The organism is Pseudomonas sp. MM227 (assembly GCF_947090715.1).
GTDB lineage: Bacteria > Pseudomonadota > Gammaproteobacteria > Pseudomonadales > Pseudomonadaceae > Aquipseudomonas > Aquipseudomonas baltica.
Window position 1 is genome coordinate 3,990,198 of sequence record NZ_OX352319.1, and the last position, 14,056, is coordinate 4,004,253.

The following is a 14,056-nucleotide window of genomic DNA, read 5'->3' on the forward strand; positions in this document are numbered from 1 at the left end:
CTGTCGAGGTTTCAACATGAGCGGTACTGTTTTCATCACCGGTGCGACGTCCGGTTTCGGCCGGGCAACGGCCCGTCGTTTTGCCCGGGCGGGTTGGTCGCTGATTCTCACCGGGCGGCGCCTGGAGCGCTTGCATGCCCTGCAGGATGAACTGGGTGCGCGCGTGCCGGTGCATGTCGCCGCCATGGATGTGCGCGATGCCGCGGCCGTCGCCGCAGTGGTCACCGGCTTGCCCGAGGCTTTCCAGCGCGTCACGGCGCTGATCAACAATGCCGGCCTGGCCCTGGCACCCGTGCCGGCGCAGCAGGCCAGCCTCGACGACTGGCACACCATGATCGACACCAACGTCACCGGCCTGGTCAATGTCACTCACGCGGTCCTGCCGGCGCTGCTGGAAACCGGCGCCGGCGCCAGCATCATCAACATCGGCTCGATCGCCGGTGCATGCCCCTATCCCGGCAGTCACGTGTATGGCGCGAGCAAGGCGTTCGTCAAACAGTTTTCCTATAACCTGCGCTGCGATTTGCTCAGCACGGGCGTACGCGTCACCGACGTGGCCCCCGGCATCGCCGAAACCGAATTCACCCTGGTGCGCACCCAGGGCGACGAGAAGGCTGCAGGCCAGGTGTATCAAGGCACGACCCCACTGACGGCGGACGATATCGCCGAGCAGATTTTCCACGTCGCCACACTGCCCGCCCACATCAATATCAACCGCCTGGAAATGGTCCCCGTGCGCCAGGCCTGGGGACCGTTCGCGATTGACCGCGATTGAACAAGAAGCGTCGTACAACCGGTTTCGGTTTTCAAGACGCCATTGCGCTACACCCCTGCGCGTTGTGCAGGTTCAGCTATCGAACTGCGTGGTCTGCCCACCAATACGGCGCCCGGTCCTGGACATGCGTCCAACCAATACCGGTGCGCTCTGAATAAAACATTGATTGATGGGTAAAACATGAAAAACGCTTGGGGAGCATCACTGTGCATGTTGGGTCTGCTGGGAGCAGGCAGCGTTCATGCGCAAGGACCACTGTTGTGGCATGGCGAAAGTGTGTCGTATTTGTATGGCAAGAATTACAACGTCGATCCGGCCATCCAGCAAACCATTACACTGGAACATGCCAGCGCATGGACGTGGGGCGATCTGTTCGCCTTCGTCGATAACAGTTGGTACAACGGCGCCCGGTCCGGCAACGGCAATTACAGTTTGTATGGCGAGTTCAGCCCGCGCTTCAGCGCCGGCAAGCTGCTGGGCCAGGACCTGTCGTTCGGGCCGGTGAAAGACATACTGCTGGCCACCACCTACGAGTTCGGCGATGACGACGTCGACGCTTACCTGATAGGTCCGGGCTTCGATCTGGCCATTCCCGGCTTCGACTATTTCCAGTTGAACTTCTACTACCGCAAACCCGATGGCAACCGCGTCCCGTCAGGCGCCTGGCAGATCACTCCGGCCTGGTCCTACACCCTGCCGCTGGGCAACTCGAACCTGTTGATCGACGGTTTCATCGACTGGGTGGTGAACAACAAGAGCGGCCATGGCAGCAACCAGTCCGACTACCACGCCAACCTGCACTTCAACCCGCAGATCAAGTATGACCTGGGCAAAAGCCTGGGCTATGAAGCCAAGCATCTGTATGTGGGTGTGGAATACGATTACTGGTCCGACAAATATGGCATCAAGGATGACGGCTCTTTCACCACCGACCAGAACACGGCGAGTTTGTTGGTGAAGTACCAGTTCTAGGTTTCATTGCCGTGCTCGCCAGGTGGTTGACCGGGCACGGCAGGATTGACCAAGCCGCCGAGATTTTCCGCACCTGAACGGTGGCCGTGGCCACGCGGCTATCGAACTTCAATAGCGCATTGATCGCGTTCATGCATCGATTCATGCGAAATCAACAATTACCCTGACGTCCGGTTTGCCCGAGAATGTTCTGTTACACCTAGTTACAAACACTCTCGAAAGCGCTGGAGACACCATGAAATCGTTCGTCAAAACCCTGCCCGCACTGGCCCTCGCCGCCTTTGCGCTAAGTCCTCTCGCCCAAGCCCAAGAGCTGACCGTAATGACTTCCGGTGGCTTCACTGCCGCCTACAAAAGCTTGGCTCCTGGCTACACCAAAGACACTGGTAACACCCTGAACACCATTCTGGGACCGTCCATGGGCAAGGCCCAGGAAGCCATTCCCAATCGACTGGACCGTGGAGAACACGCCGACGTGGTGATCATGGTCGGCTACGCGCTGGATGAGCTGATCAAGCAGGGCAAGGTCGACGCCAGCTCGCGCGTCGAACTCGCCGATTCGCGCATTGGCCTGGCGGTCAAGGCGGGCGCGGCGAAACCTGCCATCGGCACTGACGCCGAACTCAAGCAGAACTTGCTGGCGGCGAAGTCGGTGGCCTACTCCGACAGCGCCAGTGGCGTCTATATCGAGAAACAGCTGTACAAGAAACTGGGCATCGAAGATCAACTGGCGCCCAAGAGCAAGATGATCGAGCGCATTCCCGTGGCTTCCGTGGTTGCCAAGGGCGACTACCAACTGGGCTTCCAGCAAGTCGCCGAACTGCTGCCGATTCCTGGCATCACCTTCGTTGGCAAGATCCCGGAAGACGTACAATCAGTGACTCGCTATGCCGCCGGCATTCCGAACAACGCCCAGCATCCCGCCGAAGCCAAACAACTGCTCCAGTACCTGGCCTCACCCGCTGCACAGCAAGCGGTACGTGCCACCGGGCTGGATTCGGTTCCACGCTAAGCGCTCTGGCAGCGGACCAATGATCGTTCGACCTGCGGCGCCTGCGTCTCAGGTCGGGTGACTATTGCGGCCACTGCTCCAGCAAGATCGCGACGAACTTCTCGGCGGCGGGCGACAGCGAGCTGCCCCGTCGCGTGACCAGGCCCAGGGTTCGGTCCACGACCGGCTCGATCAGCGGTACGCTCACCAGGGTGGGATGCTCCCCGGCCGGCATGGCCAGGCTGGGCATCACTGAAATACCCAAGCCGGCCTCCACCAAGCCCAGCGACGTGGACAGATGCTGCACCTCGTAGAACCATTTCAAGCGCCAGGGCAAGCCTGCCAGGGCGTTGTCGAGCAGCATGCGATTGCCGCTCAGCCTGCCGACCCCGATCAGTTGATGGCCCGCCAGTTCGGTCCACTTCACCGACTTGCGGCTCGCCAGTTCATGGTCGCGCCGGCAAGCCAGCACGAACGGCTCCTTGACCAGGGCATGGAACTCGATGTCCGGATGCTGGCCGCTCATCATGTTGATACCGAAATCCGCCTCGCCACGCAGAACGGCCTCCAGCCCCTCGTTGGCACTGAGGTCCAGAAGCCTGATGCGAATCTGCGGGTATTGCTGGTTGTAGATACGAATGACCGAAGGCAGGAAATAGAACGCCGCCGTGGGAATGCACGCCAACGTCACCTGCCCTACCTGCCGCTCGGCCAACTCCTTGATGTTGAGAATGGAGTCTTCGAAATCGTCGAGCAGGCGCCGTGCCTTGGGCAGGAAGTCGCGCCCGACGCTGGTCAGGCTGACTCGGCGAGTGGTCCGGTCGAGCAGTGATGTGCCCAGACCTTCTTCAAGCTTCTTGATACGCCGGGTCAGTGCCGGCTGAGAAATGTGCAGCTGATCCGCCGCCTCGTGAAAACTGCCCACTTCGGCGATTTTCACGAATGATCGTATGTCGACCAGCTCATATTGCATGAATTTCGCTCTCCCCTGCCGGAACGCTCCAGCCGCTTGTTTATTTCGTTTGATGGAATAATCGCTACGATATTTGCATTGGATCTAGCAATTCAAGCTGTGTAAATCTTCACTCCAATACATCAATGACGTCCATTGATTACCAGAGTCGTGACTTATGCAACTGATTCCTTGCGTACTGATGCGTGGCGGGACCTCCAAAGGGCCAGTGTTTCTGGCGTCCGATTTACCGGTCAGATCCGACGAGCGCGACGAGATGCTGCTGGACGCGATGGGCTCGGGGCATGAGCTCGAGATCGACGGCATTGGCGGCGGCAGCCCGCAGACCAGCAAGGTGGCCATCGTGTCGCGCTCCGATCACCCGGACGCGGACGTGGACTACCTGTTCGTCCAAGTGATGGTTTCGCAACGACGGGTGGACACCGCGCCCAACTGCGGCAACATGCTCTGCGCAGTCGGCCCGTTCGCCATCGACCAAGGCCTGGTCCAGGCGCAGTCGGGCGTGACCCAAGTACGCATTCGCAACCTCAATACCGGTACGTTCGTCTGCGCCGATGTGTGCACGCCCGACGGAAAGGTCACCTACGAAGGCGATACCGCGATCGACGGTGTACCCGGTACGGCCGCCCCGGTGGGGCTGACCTTTCTCGATGCCGCCGGCAGCAAGACCGGCAAGCTGTTTCCCACCGGTGCCACGGTGGACTGGCTGGGCGACGTACCCGTCACCTGTATCGACATGGCCATGCCGATGATGCTGGTCGAAGCGGCTCAGCTGGGCAAGACCGGCAGCGAAAGCCCGGCTGAACTCGACGCCGACAAGGACTTCCTGCACAAACTGGAAACCCTTCGCCTGCGCGCCGGCCAACTGATGGGGCTGGGTGACGTCACCGACAAAGTCATTCCCAAGCCTGTTCTGGTTGCCCCGGCCCAGGCCGGCGGTACGCTGCAGGTGCGCTATTTCATGCCGCACAATTGCCACACGGCACTGGCCATTACCGGTTCGATCGGCTTGGCGACCGCCTGTGTCACCGACGGCACGGTGCTGGAACGCATGCTCGGCCAGCGCCATGAGAAGCGTCTGACCACTGTGAGGCTCGAACACCCCAGTGGCGCCATCGAAGTCGGCCTGTCCTACGTCGGGCACAATGCCAGCATCGTACGGGCGTCGGTGGTCAGAACCGCGCGCAGGCTGTTCTCAGGCAGTGTCCATGTTCCCAATGCTCACCGGCTGGCCGGTTGAGGCAATACCCGCTTCACCCTGATCGACCTGCTTCTGCATCAGCGCAACTCCTCAAATAACTACAAGAGATAACTCATATGCTGGCGCTGTTAGGCTTAGCCATGGTGATCGTGTTCACCTACCTGATCATGTCCAAACGCTTGTCGCCCATCGCTGCACTGACCGTGGTGCCGATCGTGTTCGCCGTCATTGGCGGGTTCGGCGGATCCACCGGCAAGATGATCCTCGATGGCCTGAAAGTGGTCGCGCCGTCTGCCGCGCTGCTGCTGTTCGCCATCCTGTTCTTCGGCCTGATGATCGACTCCGGCCTGTTCGACCCGCTGATTCGCAAGATTCTCAAGAAAGTCAATGGCGACCCGGTGAAGATCGCCATCGGCACCGCGCTGTTGTCGCTGACCGTTGCGCTGGATGGCGATGGCACCACCACCTACATGATCACCTGCGCGGCCATGTTGCCCCTGTACAAGCGCATCGGCATGAACCCGATGGTCCTGGCCACCGTAGCCATGCTGGCGCTGGGCATCATGAGCGGCATGTCGCCCTGGGGCGGTCCCGCCACCCGAGCCATCGCCGTGCTGGGCATCGACGCGAGCGAGTATTTCATTCCGCTGTTGCCGACGATGGCGGGCGGCGCCGCCTGGGTGGTGTTCACGGCGTACCTGCTGGGCAGGGCCGAGCGCAAGCGCATCGGCAGCGTGCAGCTGCAAAGCGGCGGCGGCGAGTGCTATATCGAGGCGATCCTTGGCGATCAACCGTACAAGCGGCCCAAGCTGGTCTGGATCAACCTGTTGCTGGTGATCGGCGTCATGGTGGCGCTGGTCATGGGCCTGGCGCACTCGGCGGTGCTGTTTCTGATCGGCTTCGTGCTGGCACTGATGATCAACTACCCGCAACTCGACATCCAGAAAGAACGCATCCTCGCCCATTCCGGCAACGCCATGACGGTGGTGCTGCTGGTGTTTGCGGCGGGCGTATTCGCGGGCATCTTCAGCGGCACCAAGATGGTCGACGCCTTGGCACAGTCGCTGGTCGACATGATTCCGCCGTCCTGGGGCCACCTGTTCCCCCTGGTGGTTGCGGTTACCAGCATGCCGTTGACCTTCGTGCTGTCCAACGACGCCTACTATTTCGGCGTAGTGCCGATCCTGGCCAACGCTGCGGCCGCCTATGGCATCTCCCCCGTGGAAATCGCCCGAGCTTCCATCCTTGGCCAACCGGTACACCTGATGAGCCCACTGGTGGCGTCGACGTTATTGCTGGTCGGCATGGTCGACCGCGACATCGGCGACTTTCAGAAGGCGACCGTCAAATGGGCGGTGCTGACCTCCCTGGTAGTGACCGCCCTGGCACTGCTGACAGGTGCAATCACCTTGTTCGCGTGAACCTGATCCCCCGCTATTCATAACAAGAAGAGAGTCCATCTGATGCGTACAACCCTGATCGGCGGGTTCGCCTTGCCGTGCCTGAGCGTATTGCTCCAAGGCTCGGCCCTGGCCCAAGGTTTTATCGAAGACAGCACCTTGAAACTGCAACTTCGCAACGTGTACTTCAACGAAAACTTTCGCGATGAAAACGGCCTGAGCCCGCGCGCCGCCGCCACTGCCAAAAGCGAGCGAACCGAATGGGCGCAGGGCGTGCTGCTGGACTTCCAATCCGGCTATACCCCAGGCACCGTCGGCGTGGGCTTCGATGCCCTGGGCCTGCTGGGCGTCAAGCTCGACTCCGGTCGCGGCCGCAGCGGCACAGGGCTGCTGCCCGTGCACAGCGATGGCCGCGCCGCCGACGAGTCGACCAGCCTTGGCCTCACCGCCAAGGCCCGTGTCGCGCAAACCGTGGTCAAGCATGGCACCCTGCTGCCCAAGACCCCGGTACTGGTCTACAACGATGCACGCCTGGTGCCGCAGACCTATCAAGGCACTCAACTCGTCAGCAAGGACTTCGAGGGCTGGCTGCTCACCGCCGGCCAACTCGATCAGTTCAAGCTGCGTGACTCCACCGACAGCCGTTCGATCATCCCCGACGGCTATTCCGGCAAAGAAGGTGGCGACTTCACCTATGCCGGCGCCGACTACACGGTGAACAAGCAGCTGCGACTCAGCTACTTTCGCGGCCAGCTCGATGACTTCTACAGCCAGGACTTCTTCGGCCTGCTGCACACCCTGCCGCTGGGCACCGGCACATTGACCAGCGACCTGCGGTATTTCCTCAGCCGGGACGAAGGCAACCACTATTCCGGACAGATCGACAACGGCATGCTCAGCGGTCAGCTGAGCTTCGCGATTGCGGGCCACACCGTTGCCGCCGGCTACCAGCAGCTGCACGGCGACGGCGGCTTGCCCTACATCAACGGTGCTACCGTGTACTCGTTCAGCAACGTCGGCATCGGCAAATTCATCGAAGAAGATGAAAAGACCTGGCTCGCCAGTTACGGCTACGACTTCAAGCAGCTTGGGATGCCCGGCCTGAGCTTCATGACCCGCTACATCAGCGGCTCGGACGGCAAGTCGGGCCCTGCCGGCGTGAACGAGTGGGAGCGCGACATCGAACTGGCCTACGTGGTACCGGCCGGCACCTTGAAAGGCCTGGGGGTAAAGCTGCGCAACTACGTCTATCGCTCCGACACCGCGCGCGGGCGCGACAGCAATCGGCTGTATCTGACGTATGACATTGCGCTGTGGTAGGTGGGGTTTTACTTGCGGGGTTTGATGCGCGCGGTCGGTTCGGCCACCAGGGGGTTATCCGGCCAATAATGCTTTGGATACCGCCCCTTCAAATCCTTCTTCACTTCCTCGTAGGTGTTGGCCCAGAAACTGGCCAGGTCCTGGGTCACCTGCACCGGCCGCCGCGCCGGCGACAGCAGGTGCAGTTTCACCGCCTGCCGCGCACCGGCTATGCGCGGTGTTTCAGCCAGGCCGAACAGCTCCTGCAAACGCACCGCCAGAATTGGCGGGTGCTCGCTGTAGTCCAGGCGTACCGAAGAGCCTGACGGCACGGCGATGTGGGTTGGCGCCAGCTCGTCGAGTTTCTGTGGCAGCGGCCAGGGCAGGCTGTTGCGCAGGATGGAGGACAGGTCGAGCTGGCCGAAGTGGCTGAGGCGTGTGACCTTGCCCAGGTACGGCTGCAGCCAGTGTTCCAGCTGCTGCAACAACGCCGCGTCGCTGACGTCCGGCCAAGGGTTCTGGGTGTCCAGCGCGCGCAGCAGCGCGACCCGCGCCTGCCATTGGCGCAGTTCCGGGGTCCAGGGCAGCAGCTCCAGGCCCTTGCGCCGCACCAGCCCGAGCAGCGCGGTGGCGCGGGCGTCGGCGCCCAACCCTGGCAGCGGTTCGCGGCTGAGGATCAGTTCACCGACCTTGCGCTGACGTTCGGCGCGCAACACACCTTCACGTTCGTCCCATTCCAGGTGATCGACGCGGCTGACCTGTTCGGCCAGCACCGTATCGAACAACCCGGGATCGAACTCGGCAGCCAGGTAGATGCGTTCTTCACGCTGCCCCTGACGACTGCCCAGGTCGGCGATGACGATCCAGGCCTGTTTCATCAAGCCGTCCACCTCGCCGAACAAGGCAGCGCGGCCGTTGGCGAGGCGATACTCGGCGCCGCCTTCGCGACGCTGCTGCGCCACGCGATCCGGGTAGGCCAGGGCCAGCAGGCAGCCCAGCCAGCGCGGGTGCGCAGGGTTCTCGACCGGCGTCGCCGGCCTGCCACGCAAGTAGCCGCGGTACTGCCGGGACAACTGCCGTATGCGTTGCACGGCGCCGTGGCTCTGGCGCTGGGCCTTCTGCTCGCCGGACAGCAACACAATACGGCTGTGCAGGTCGGCACCGGCACCGCGCAAAATGTCGCGTTCACCTAACAATGCTGCCACATCGCAGGCCATGTCGCCGAGGCCCAAAGCGTGGCCGCGCAACAGCAGATGCGCGATGCGCGGGTGCGCCGGCAGTTGCGCCATGGCTTGGCCATGAGGGCTGAGACGGCCGTCGGGCAGGCGCGCGCCGAGGCGCAGCAACAGGTCCTGCGCCTGCGCATACGCCGCGCTGGGCGGCTGGTCCAGCCAGGTCAATTGAGCCGGTTCGACACCCCAGCGTGACAACTGCAGGGCCAGGCTGGCGAGGTCTGCCTGGAGGATTTCCGGACTGCCGTAGGCCGCCAACTGGGCGTGCTGGTCTTCGGACCACAACCGATAACACACGCCCGGCTCCAGACGCCCTGCCCGTCCGGCCCGCTGGGTGGCACTGGCGCGGGAGATGCGTTGGGTGTCCAGGCGGGTCATGCCGCTGCCGGGGTCGAAACGCGGCACCCTCGCCAGGCCGGCGTCGATGACTACGCGCACGCCATCGATGGTCAGGCTGGTTTCGGCAATGTTGGTCGCCAGCACGACCTTGCGCTTGCCGGCGGGCGCAGGCTCGATGGCGGCGCGCTGGGCATTGAGATCAAGCTCGCCATGCAGCGGGCACAGCAGCACATTTACATCGCCAGCCAGGGCTTCGGCCAACTGCTGATGCACGCGGCGGATCTCGGCCTGCCCCGGCAGGAACACCAGCAGGCTGCCAGCCTGTTCATCGAGGGCATCGAGGCAGGTCTGCACCACTCGTGGCTCGATGAACTCACCCGGCTGCCACGGCCGCCCCCAGCGCACATCCACCGGGTACATGCGGCCCTCGCTGCGCAACACCGGGGCATCGTCGAGCAATGCCGACAGGCGCTCGCCTTCCAGGGTGGCGGACATCAGCAGGATCTTCAGCGGCGGCTCGTCGCGCAGCAGCTCCCGGCCATTGAGGCTCAAGGCCAGCGCGAGGTCGGCATCCAGACTGCGTTCGTGGTACTCGTCGAAGATCACCAGCCCCACCCCGTCCAGGGCCGGATCATCCTGCAGGCGCCGGGTAAGAATACCCTCGGTCACGACCTCGATACGGGTGTTCGGACCTACCTTGCTGTCCAGCCGAATGCGGTAGCCGACCGTCTCGCCGACCTGTTCGCCCAACTCACTGGCCAGCCGCTCCGCCGCCGCCCGCGCGGCCAGGCGCCGCGGTTCGAGCATGAGAATGGTCTGCCCGGCCAGCCAAGGCTCGTGCAGCAGCGCCAAAGGCACGCGAGTGGTCTTGCCCGCGCCGGGCGGGGCTTCGAGCACCGCTTCATGGCGCTCGGCCAGGGCTTGGCGCAGGGCAGGCAGGACGGCGTCGATGGGTAGCGAGATCATGAATGCTCCAGGTCGGGCGCGAAGTATAACGCCGCTCCGAGGTGCGGGCGCCGAGCACGTATGGATAGCACGCCAAGGTCAGCGAACCGACCCTCAGGTGACAAGGTCCATCTACTCGGCTTGACCATTTGCTTGTATCGTTGCGGCCTATTCTGCGGAGATTGCCATGCGTATTCCTTCACGTTTGATCGGCGGCGCCGTTGTCGCTGCCTTGGTAACCCAACTGACCGCCTGCGGCACCCTGTTCTGGCCGGATCGGCGCGGGCAGATCGAAGGGCGTATCGACCCTGTGGTGGCCGCGCTGGACGCCATCGGCATCCTCTTCTATGTGCTGCCGGGGCTGATTGCCTTCGGTGTGGACTTCGCCACCGGCGCGATCTACCTCAACGACGGCAAGACCGCGCAGGTAGCGCCGGAAAAGCTGCAACATGCGATTGATCGCGACGGCAAGGTCGACAACCTGAAGCTGCAGGCCATCCTGGAAACCGAGCTGGGCCGCAGTTTGCCGCTCGACGATCCGCGCCTGATCCAGCACACCGGCAGCGTCGAACAGCTGGCCATGTATGGCTTGAAGCCGGTCATCTAGGGATTTGTAATGGCAACCAGCAAGGAACACGCACGCCTGCTGCGACTGGCGACAAGGGCGTCACTGGCGGTCGCCAGCATTCTCATCGTGGCCAAGGCCATTGCCTGGTGGCTCAGTGGTTCAGTGAGTCTGCTGGCGGGGCTCACCGATTCGGTGCTGGATGGCGCGGCGTCGTTTCTCAACCTGCTGGCGGTGCACTATGCGCTGCGTCCAGCCGATGACGATCATCGGTATGGACACGGCAAGGCCGAGGCTCTGGCGGGGATGGCCCAGGCGTTGTTCATCGGTTCGAGCGCGGTGTTGATCGGGTACCAGGCATGGAAACAGCTGCAGGACCCGCAGCCGCTGGGCGCGGCCGGGGTCGGCATCGCGGTGATGATTCTTTCGCTGGCGCTGACCGTGGCGCTGCTGGCCCTGCAATACAAGGTCGTTCGCGAAACCGGTTCGACCGCCGTGCGGGCGGACTCGCTGCACTACCGTTCCGACCTGCTGCTCAATGGCAGCATTTTGGTAGCGCTGGTCCTGGCCAGCTACGGTTGGCCGCAGCTGGATGCTTTCTTTGGCCTGGGCATTGCGCTGTACATCCTGTGGAGCGCGGTGCAGATCGCTCGCGAAAGCACGGCGATTCTGATGGACAAGGAGTTGCCAGTGGATGTCAGTGAACAGATGCTGGCGCTGGCGTGCGATGTGCCGGGCGTGCTTGGCGCCCATGACCTGCGCACGCGCATGTCGGGCAATCATTGGTTCGTGCAGTTGCATCTCGAGTTGCCGGGGCAGCTGTCGCTGGCCGAGGCCCATGGCATCTGCGAGAGCGTGGAAGTTGCCATTGAAAGCCGGTATCCACGTGCCGAAGTGCTGGTTCACGCAGACCCCATTTGAGAGAAGCGCGGTCAGCCTGCAAAACCGCAGTGTCCCCGGACGCGGCTCGCGCCGCTGCTACAGGGGATCTCGGCACCACATAAACCCATGCCGCGTGCCGACAAAACGCGATGCCTGTAGCAGCGGCGCAAGCCGCGTCGGCAGCGAATGCAGTGTCTCAGGCAAAACGCGATACCTGTAGCAGCGGCGCAAGCCGCGTCGGCGACGAATGCGGTATGTCAGCCAAAACGCGGCACCTGTAGCAGCGGCGCGAGCCGCGTCGGCGGTGGATGCGATGTGTCAGCCAGAACGCGGTGCCCCATTGCAGCGCTGCAAGGCCGATCAATTCACCGTGTACCCACGTGACGCGAAGCAATTGGCCAGGCTCTGCCGGTACACGCTGACCACTTCCGGCGACGGCGCATAGGTAGCACTGGCTGGGTCGAAGCGGCTCTGTTCGACAGCCCAGCGCTTGCACTCGTATTGATCCTGGGCGATCTGCTGCGGACTCTGACCCTGGGCCGGATAGGCTGCGACGTCATAGTTGGTCAAAGTCGGGGCGGGCTGCGGGATACTGGCATTCACCGGCGGATTCACCACCACGTATTCCTGGGTATTGTCGGCCCATTGATAGTAAGTGCCGGCCGCGACGAAGAACACCGAACTGCCGATCCACATGCGCTGGGCGTAGTCGGGCAAGACGCGTACCCGAACGCCGCGCGGCGGCTCGATCACCACGAATTGCGGGCCCTGGGGCCGATACCAGTACCCACCGGAGTAGTAGTAATCCTGCCCCCGATACGGCACGCGATAATTCTGGCCGGGGAAGCGATCAATCACCTGCCCCGGACGATACTGCGGGCCAGGCCCCCAACCACCGCCGTGGCCGCCGGGCCAACGGTCTCGACCGCCCTCCCAGCGCCTGTCGTTGTCGCGCCGCAGGTCTGGATAACTGCCGCGCAGCGGCGCCTGGGTCTGGCGCACTGCGTCGGGCTTGCCGATGATCGGCGGCCGATTGTCCTGCTGGCCACCTTCGGGACGACCCTGATCCGGGCGACCTTGTTCTGGGCGACCCTGCTCCGGCTGGTTGCCCTGCCACTGGTTCTGGCTGCCGCTACCGGGTCGTCCCTGCCACTGGCCCTGATTGCCCTGATTGCCTTGCGGCGGTCGCCCCTGCCACTGGCCCTGATTGCCCTGATTGCCTTGCGGCGGTCGCCCCTGCCACTGACCCTGATTGCCACCCGGCGGCGGACGGTACTGCCCACCGCCTTGCGGCTGCCCAGGCCCGGCATTGCCCCCTCCCTGCCCACGCTGGCCACCATTGGAACTGCCGCGCAATTGGTCTTGCGGGCCTTCCGCATACGCAGGCGCGCCCACAGCCAGGCAGAGCACAGCGACACCGGCCATACGCCATAGGGGCAAGTTCATGCTGTTCCTCGTAGAAAAAGGGGGTGACCCAGTATCAGACTGACAAACCCGAACGCGGTTCTGTGAAGATCCCGTCAGGTGCCTGCAAAGGATATCGGCACGTACCGCGCGTTCATGACCGCACTCCAGGCACCGGTCACACACATTTCGCAGACGAAAAAAGAGGAGACCCGCAGGCCTCCTCTCGCGAAACTGTGTCCTTGCTCGACGCTTGTGACGTCGGCTCACCTCACGCTGCCTTCTGGGCCGCATGCAGCCCGGGGGCCAGCGCGACCCCGGTGGGGGCGGTGGCCGCAATTCGCTTGATTCAGCGGATCGCAGTGGACGTCTGTCCGGGCAGTGATTCTGTGAATAACAATAGCGCCACGGGCGCAGCAGCCGATTGCGAACATTGCTGATTTACACAGCACTTGCGCAATTTTTGCCTTCGGATAGATAATTTGCCGCAACGCAAAACACGAAGGCAGATTTGATGAGCAAGCTTGATCGCTATGACCTGAGCATTCTGGCGGAACTGCAGCGTGACGCGCGCATTTCCAACCAGGAACTGGCCGAACGCATCGGTCTCTCTCCGTCGCCCTGCTCACGGCGCGTCAAGCAGCTCGAAGACGACGGCTACATTTCCCGCCAGGTCGCCCTGCTGGACCGCAAGAAGCTGGGGTTGAGCCTGACTGCCTACGTGCTGATCGGCATGGACCGGCACACGCCGGAACGCTTCGAAACCTTCGAAGCGGCGATTCGCGGACTGCCTCAGGTCCTCGAATGCAGCCTGGTGACCGGGATGGATGCCGACTATCAGCTCAAGGTGGTGGTGCCGGACATGGACCACTACCAGAAGCTGCTGCTGGGCCACCTGACGCGGATCGAGGGCGTCACCAGCGTGCGTTCCAGCTTCGTTCTCAACCAGGTCATGGCCAGCACTGAACTGCCGTTGACCCATCTGCGCTGAGCTTCAGGCCTGAGCCAGACTTGAAGCTCCTTCGCGGGTAGAACCCGCTCCCACAGGGGTGCAGGCCGGCTACAGACCTGAAACACC

The 14,056-nt window shown here is 62.9% G+C and carries 12 protein-coding genes; 9 read left to right on the forward strand and 3 right to left on the reverse strand.

What is annotated here, in order from left to right:
* Positions 1–16: 16 nt before the first annotated feature.
* The 3 genes from ONG87_RS18170 to ONG87_RS18180 all read left to right on the forward strand — a co-directional run bounded on the left by ONG87_RS18170 (position 17) and on the right by ONG87_RS18180 (position 2,759).
* A complete protein-coding gene (locus ONG87_RS18170) occupies positions 17–775 on the forward strand; it encodes an SDR family NAD(P)-dependent oxidoreductase (RefSeq protein WP_122475465.1) in 759 nt (252 codons plus the stop codon).
* Between the two features lie 210 nt (positions 776–985).
* Entirely contained in the window at positions 986–1,747 is a 762-nt protein-coding gene (locus tag ONG87_RS18175) for an outer membrane protein OmpK (RefSeq protein ID WP_264381793.1), read from the forward strand.
* 235 nt (positions 1,748–1,982) lie between these two features.
* The gene (locus ONG87_RS18180; RefSeq protein ID WP_264381794.1) at positions 1,983–2,759 is read left to right on the forward strand and encodes a substrate-binding domain-containing protein; all 777 of its coding nucleotides are present in this window, start codon (positions 1,983–1,985) and stop codon (positions 2,757–2,759) included.
* 61 nt (positions 2,760–2,820) lie between these two features.
* Here ONG87_RS18180 and ONG87_RS18185 read toward each other — a convergent pair whose 3' ends face one another.
* Positions 2,821–3,711: a LysR family transcriptional regulator gene (locus tag ONG87_RS18185; protein ID WP_043192710.1), complete on the reverse strand. Its 891-nt coding sequence runs from the start codon at positions 3,709–3,711 to the stop codon at positions 2,821–2,823.
* 157 nt (positions 3,712–3,868) lie between these two features.
* On the opposite strand from ONG87_RS18185, the gene ONG87_RS18190 reads away from it, so the two are divergent.
* From ONG87_RS18190 to ONG87_RS18200, 3 genes are all read left to right on the forward strand, one after another.
* Entirely contained in the window at positions 3,869–4,951 is a 1,083-nt protein-coding gene (locus tag ONG87_RS18190; RefSeq protein WP_264381795.1) for a 4-oxalomesaconate tautomerase, read from the forward strand.
* A 77-nt stretch (positions 4,952–5,028) separates the two neighbouring features.
* Positions 5,029–6,333: a CitMHS family transporter gene (locus ONG87_RS18195; protein WP_264381796.1), complete on the forward strand. Its 1,305-nt coding sequence runs from the start codon at positions 5,029–5,031 to the stop codon at positions 6,331–6,333.
* 42 nt (positions 6,334–6,375) lie between these two features.
* Entirely contained in the window at positions 6,376–7,632 is a 1,257-nt protein-coding gene (locus ONG87_RS18200) for an OprD family porin (RefSeq protein ID WP_264381797.1), read from the forward strand.
* 8 nt (positions 7,633–7,640) lie between these two features.
* On the opposite strand, the gene hrpB is transcribed toward ONG87_RS18200, so the two are convergent.
* Positions 7,641–10,148: an ATP-dependent helicase HrpB gene (gene hrpB / locus ONG87_RS18205; protein WP_264381798.1), complete on the reverse strand. Its 2,508-nt coding sequence runs from the start codon at positions 10,146–10,148 to the stop codon at positions 7,641–7,643.
* Between the two features lie 166 nt (positions 10,149–10,314).
* Between hrpB and ONG87_RS18210 the strand changes: the two genes are divergently transcribed.
* Entirely contained in the window at positions 10,315–10,734 is a 420-nt protein-coding gene (locus ONG87_RS18210) for a polyribonucleotide nucleotidyltransferase (protein ID WP_192058461.1), read from the forward strand.
* A gap of 9 nt (positions 10,735–10,743) precedes the next feature.
* Positions 10,744–11,613: a cation diffusion facilitator family transporter gene (locus ONG87_RS18215; RefSeq protein WP_192102692.1), complete on the forward strand. Its 870-nt coding sequence runs from the start codon at positions 10,744–10,746 to the stop codon at positions 11,611–11,613.
* A gap of 321 nt (positions 11,614–11,934) precedes the next feature.
* Here ONG87_RS18215 and ONG87_RS18220 read toward each other — a convergent pair whose 3' ends face one another.
* Complete coding sequence (locus tag ONG87_RS18220; protein ID WP_264381799.1) at positions 11,935–13,020, reverse strand: DUF6515 family protein; 1,086 nt, start codon at positions 13,018–13,020, stop codon at positions 11,935–11,937.
* A gap of 472 nt (positions 13,021–13,492) precedes the next feature.
* Here ONG87_RS18220 and ONG87_RS18225 point away from each other — a divergent pair, with 472 nt between their 5' ends.
* Positions 13,493–13,969, forward strand: coding sequence for an Lrp/AsnC family transcriptional regulator (locus ONG87_RS18225; protein WP_122475484.1), 477 nt, complete (start codon positions 13,493–13,495; stop codon positions 13,967–13,969).
* Positions 13,970–14,056: the final 87 nt, after the last annotated feature.

What these genes read in the sequence shown, in the direction of transcription:
- ONG87_RS18170 (WP_122475465.1), top strand. Translation starts at nt 17, where the DNA reads ATGAGCGGTACTGTTTTCATCACCGGTGCGACGTCCGGTTTCGGCCGG.
- ONG87_RS18175 (WP_264381793.1), top strand. Translation starts at nt 986, where the DNA reads ATGTTGGGTCTGCTGGGAGCAGGCAGCGTTCATGCGCAAGGACCACTG.
- ONG87_RS18180 (WP_264381794.1), top strand. Translation starts at nt 1,983, where the DNA reads ATGAAATCGTTCGTCAAAACCCTGCCCGCACTGGCCCTCGCCGCCTTT.
- ONG87_RS18185 (WP_043192710.1), bottom strand. Translation starts at nt 3,711, where the DNA reads ATGCAATATGAGCTGGTCGACATACGATCATTCGTGAAAATCGCCGAA.
- ONG87_RS18190 (WP_264381795.1), top strand. Translation starts at nt 3,869, where the DNA reads ATGCAACTGATTCCTTGCGTACTGATGCGTGGCGGGACCTCCAAAGGG.
- ONG87_RS18195 (WP_264381796.1), top strand. Translation starts at nt 5,029, where the DNA reads ATGCTGGCGCTGTTAGGCTTAGCCATGGTGATCGTGTTCACCTACCTG.
- ONG87_RS18200 (WP_264381797.1), top strand. Translation starts at nt 6,376, where the DNA reads ATGCGTACAACCCTGATCGGCGGGTTCGCCTTGCCGTGCCTGAGCGTA.
- hrpB (WP_264381798.1), bottom strand. Translation starts at nt 10,148, where the DNA reads ATGATCTCGCTACCCATCGACGCCGTCCTGCCTGCCCTGCGCCAAGCC.
- ONG87_RS18210 (WP_192058461.1), top strand. Translation starts at nt 10,315, where the DNA reads ATGCGTATTCCTTCACGTTTGATCGGCGGCGCCGTTGTCGCTGCCTTG.
- ONG87_RS18215 (WP_192102692.1), top strand. Translation starts at nt 10,744, where the DNA reads ATGGCAACCAGCAAGGAACACGCACGCCTGCTGCGACTGGCGACAAGG.
- ONG87_RS18220 (WP_264381799.1), bottom strand. Translation starts at nt 13,020, where the DNA reads ATGAACTTGCCCCTATGGCGTATGGCCGGTGTCGCTGTGCTCTGCCTG.
- ONG87_RS18225 (WP_122475484.1), top strand. Translation starts at nt 13,493, where the DNA reads ATGAGCAAGCTTGATCGCTATGACCTGAGCATTCTGGCGGAACTGCAG.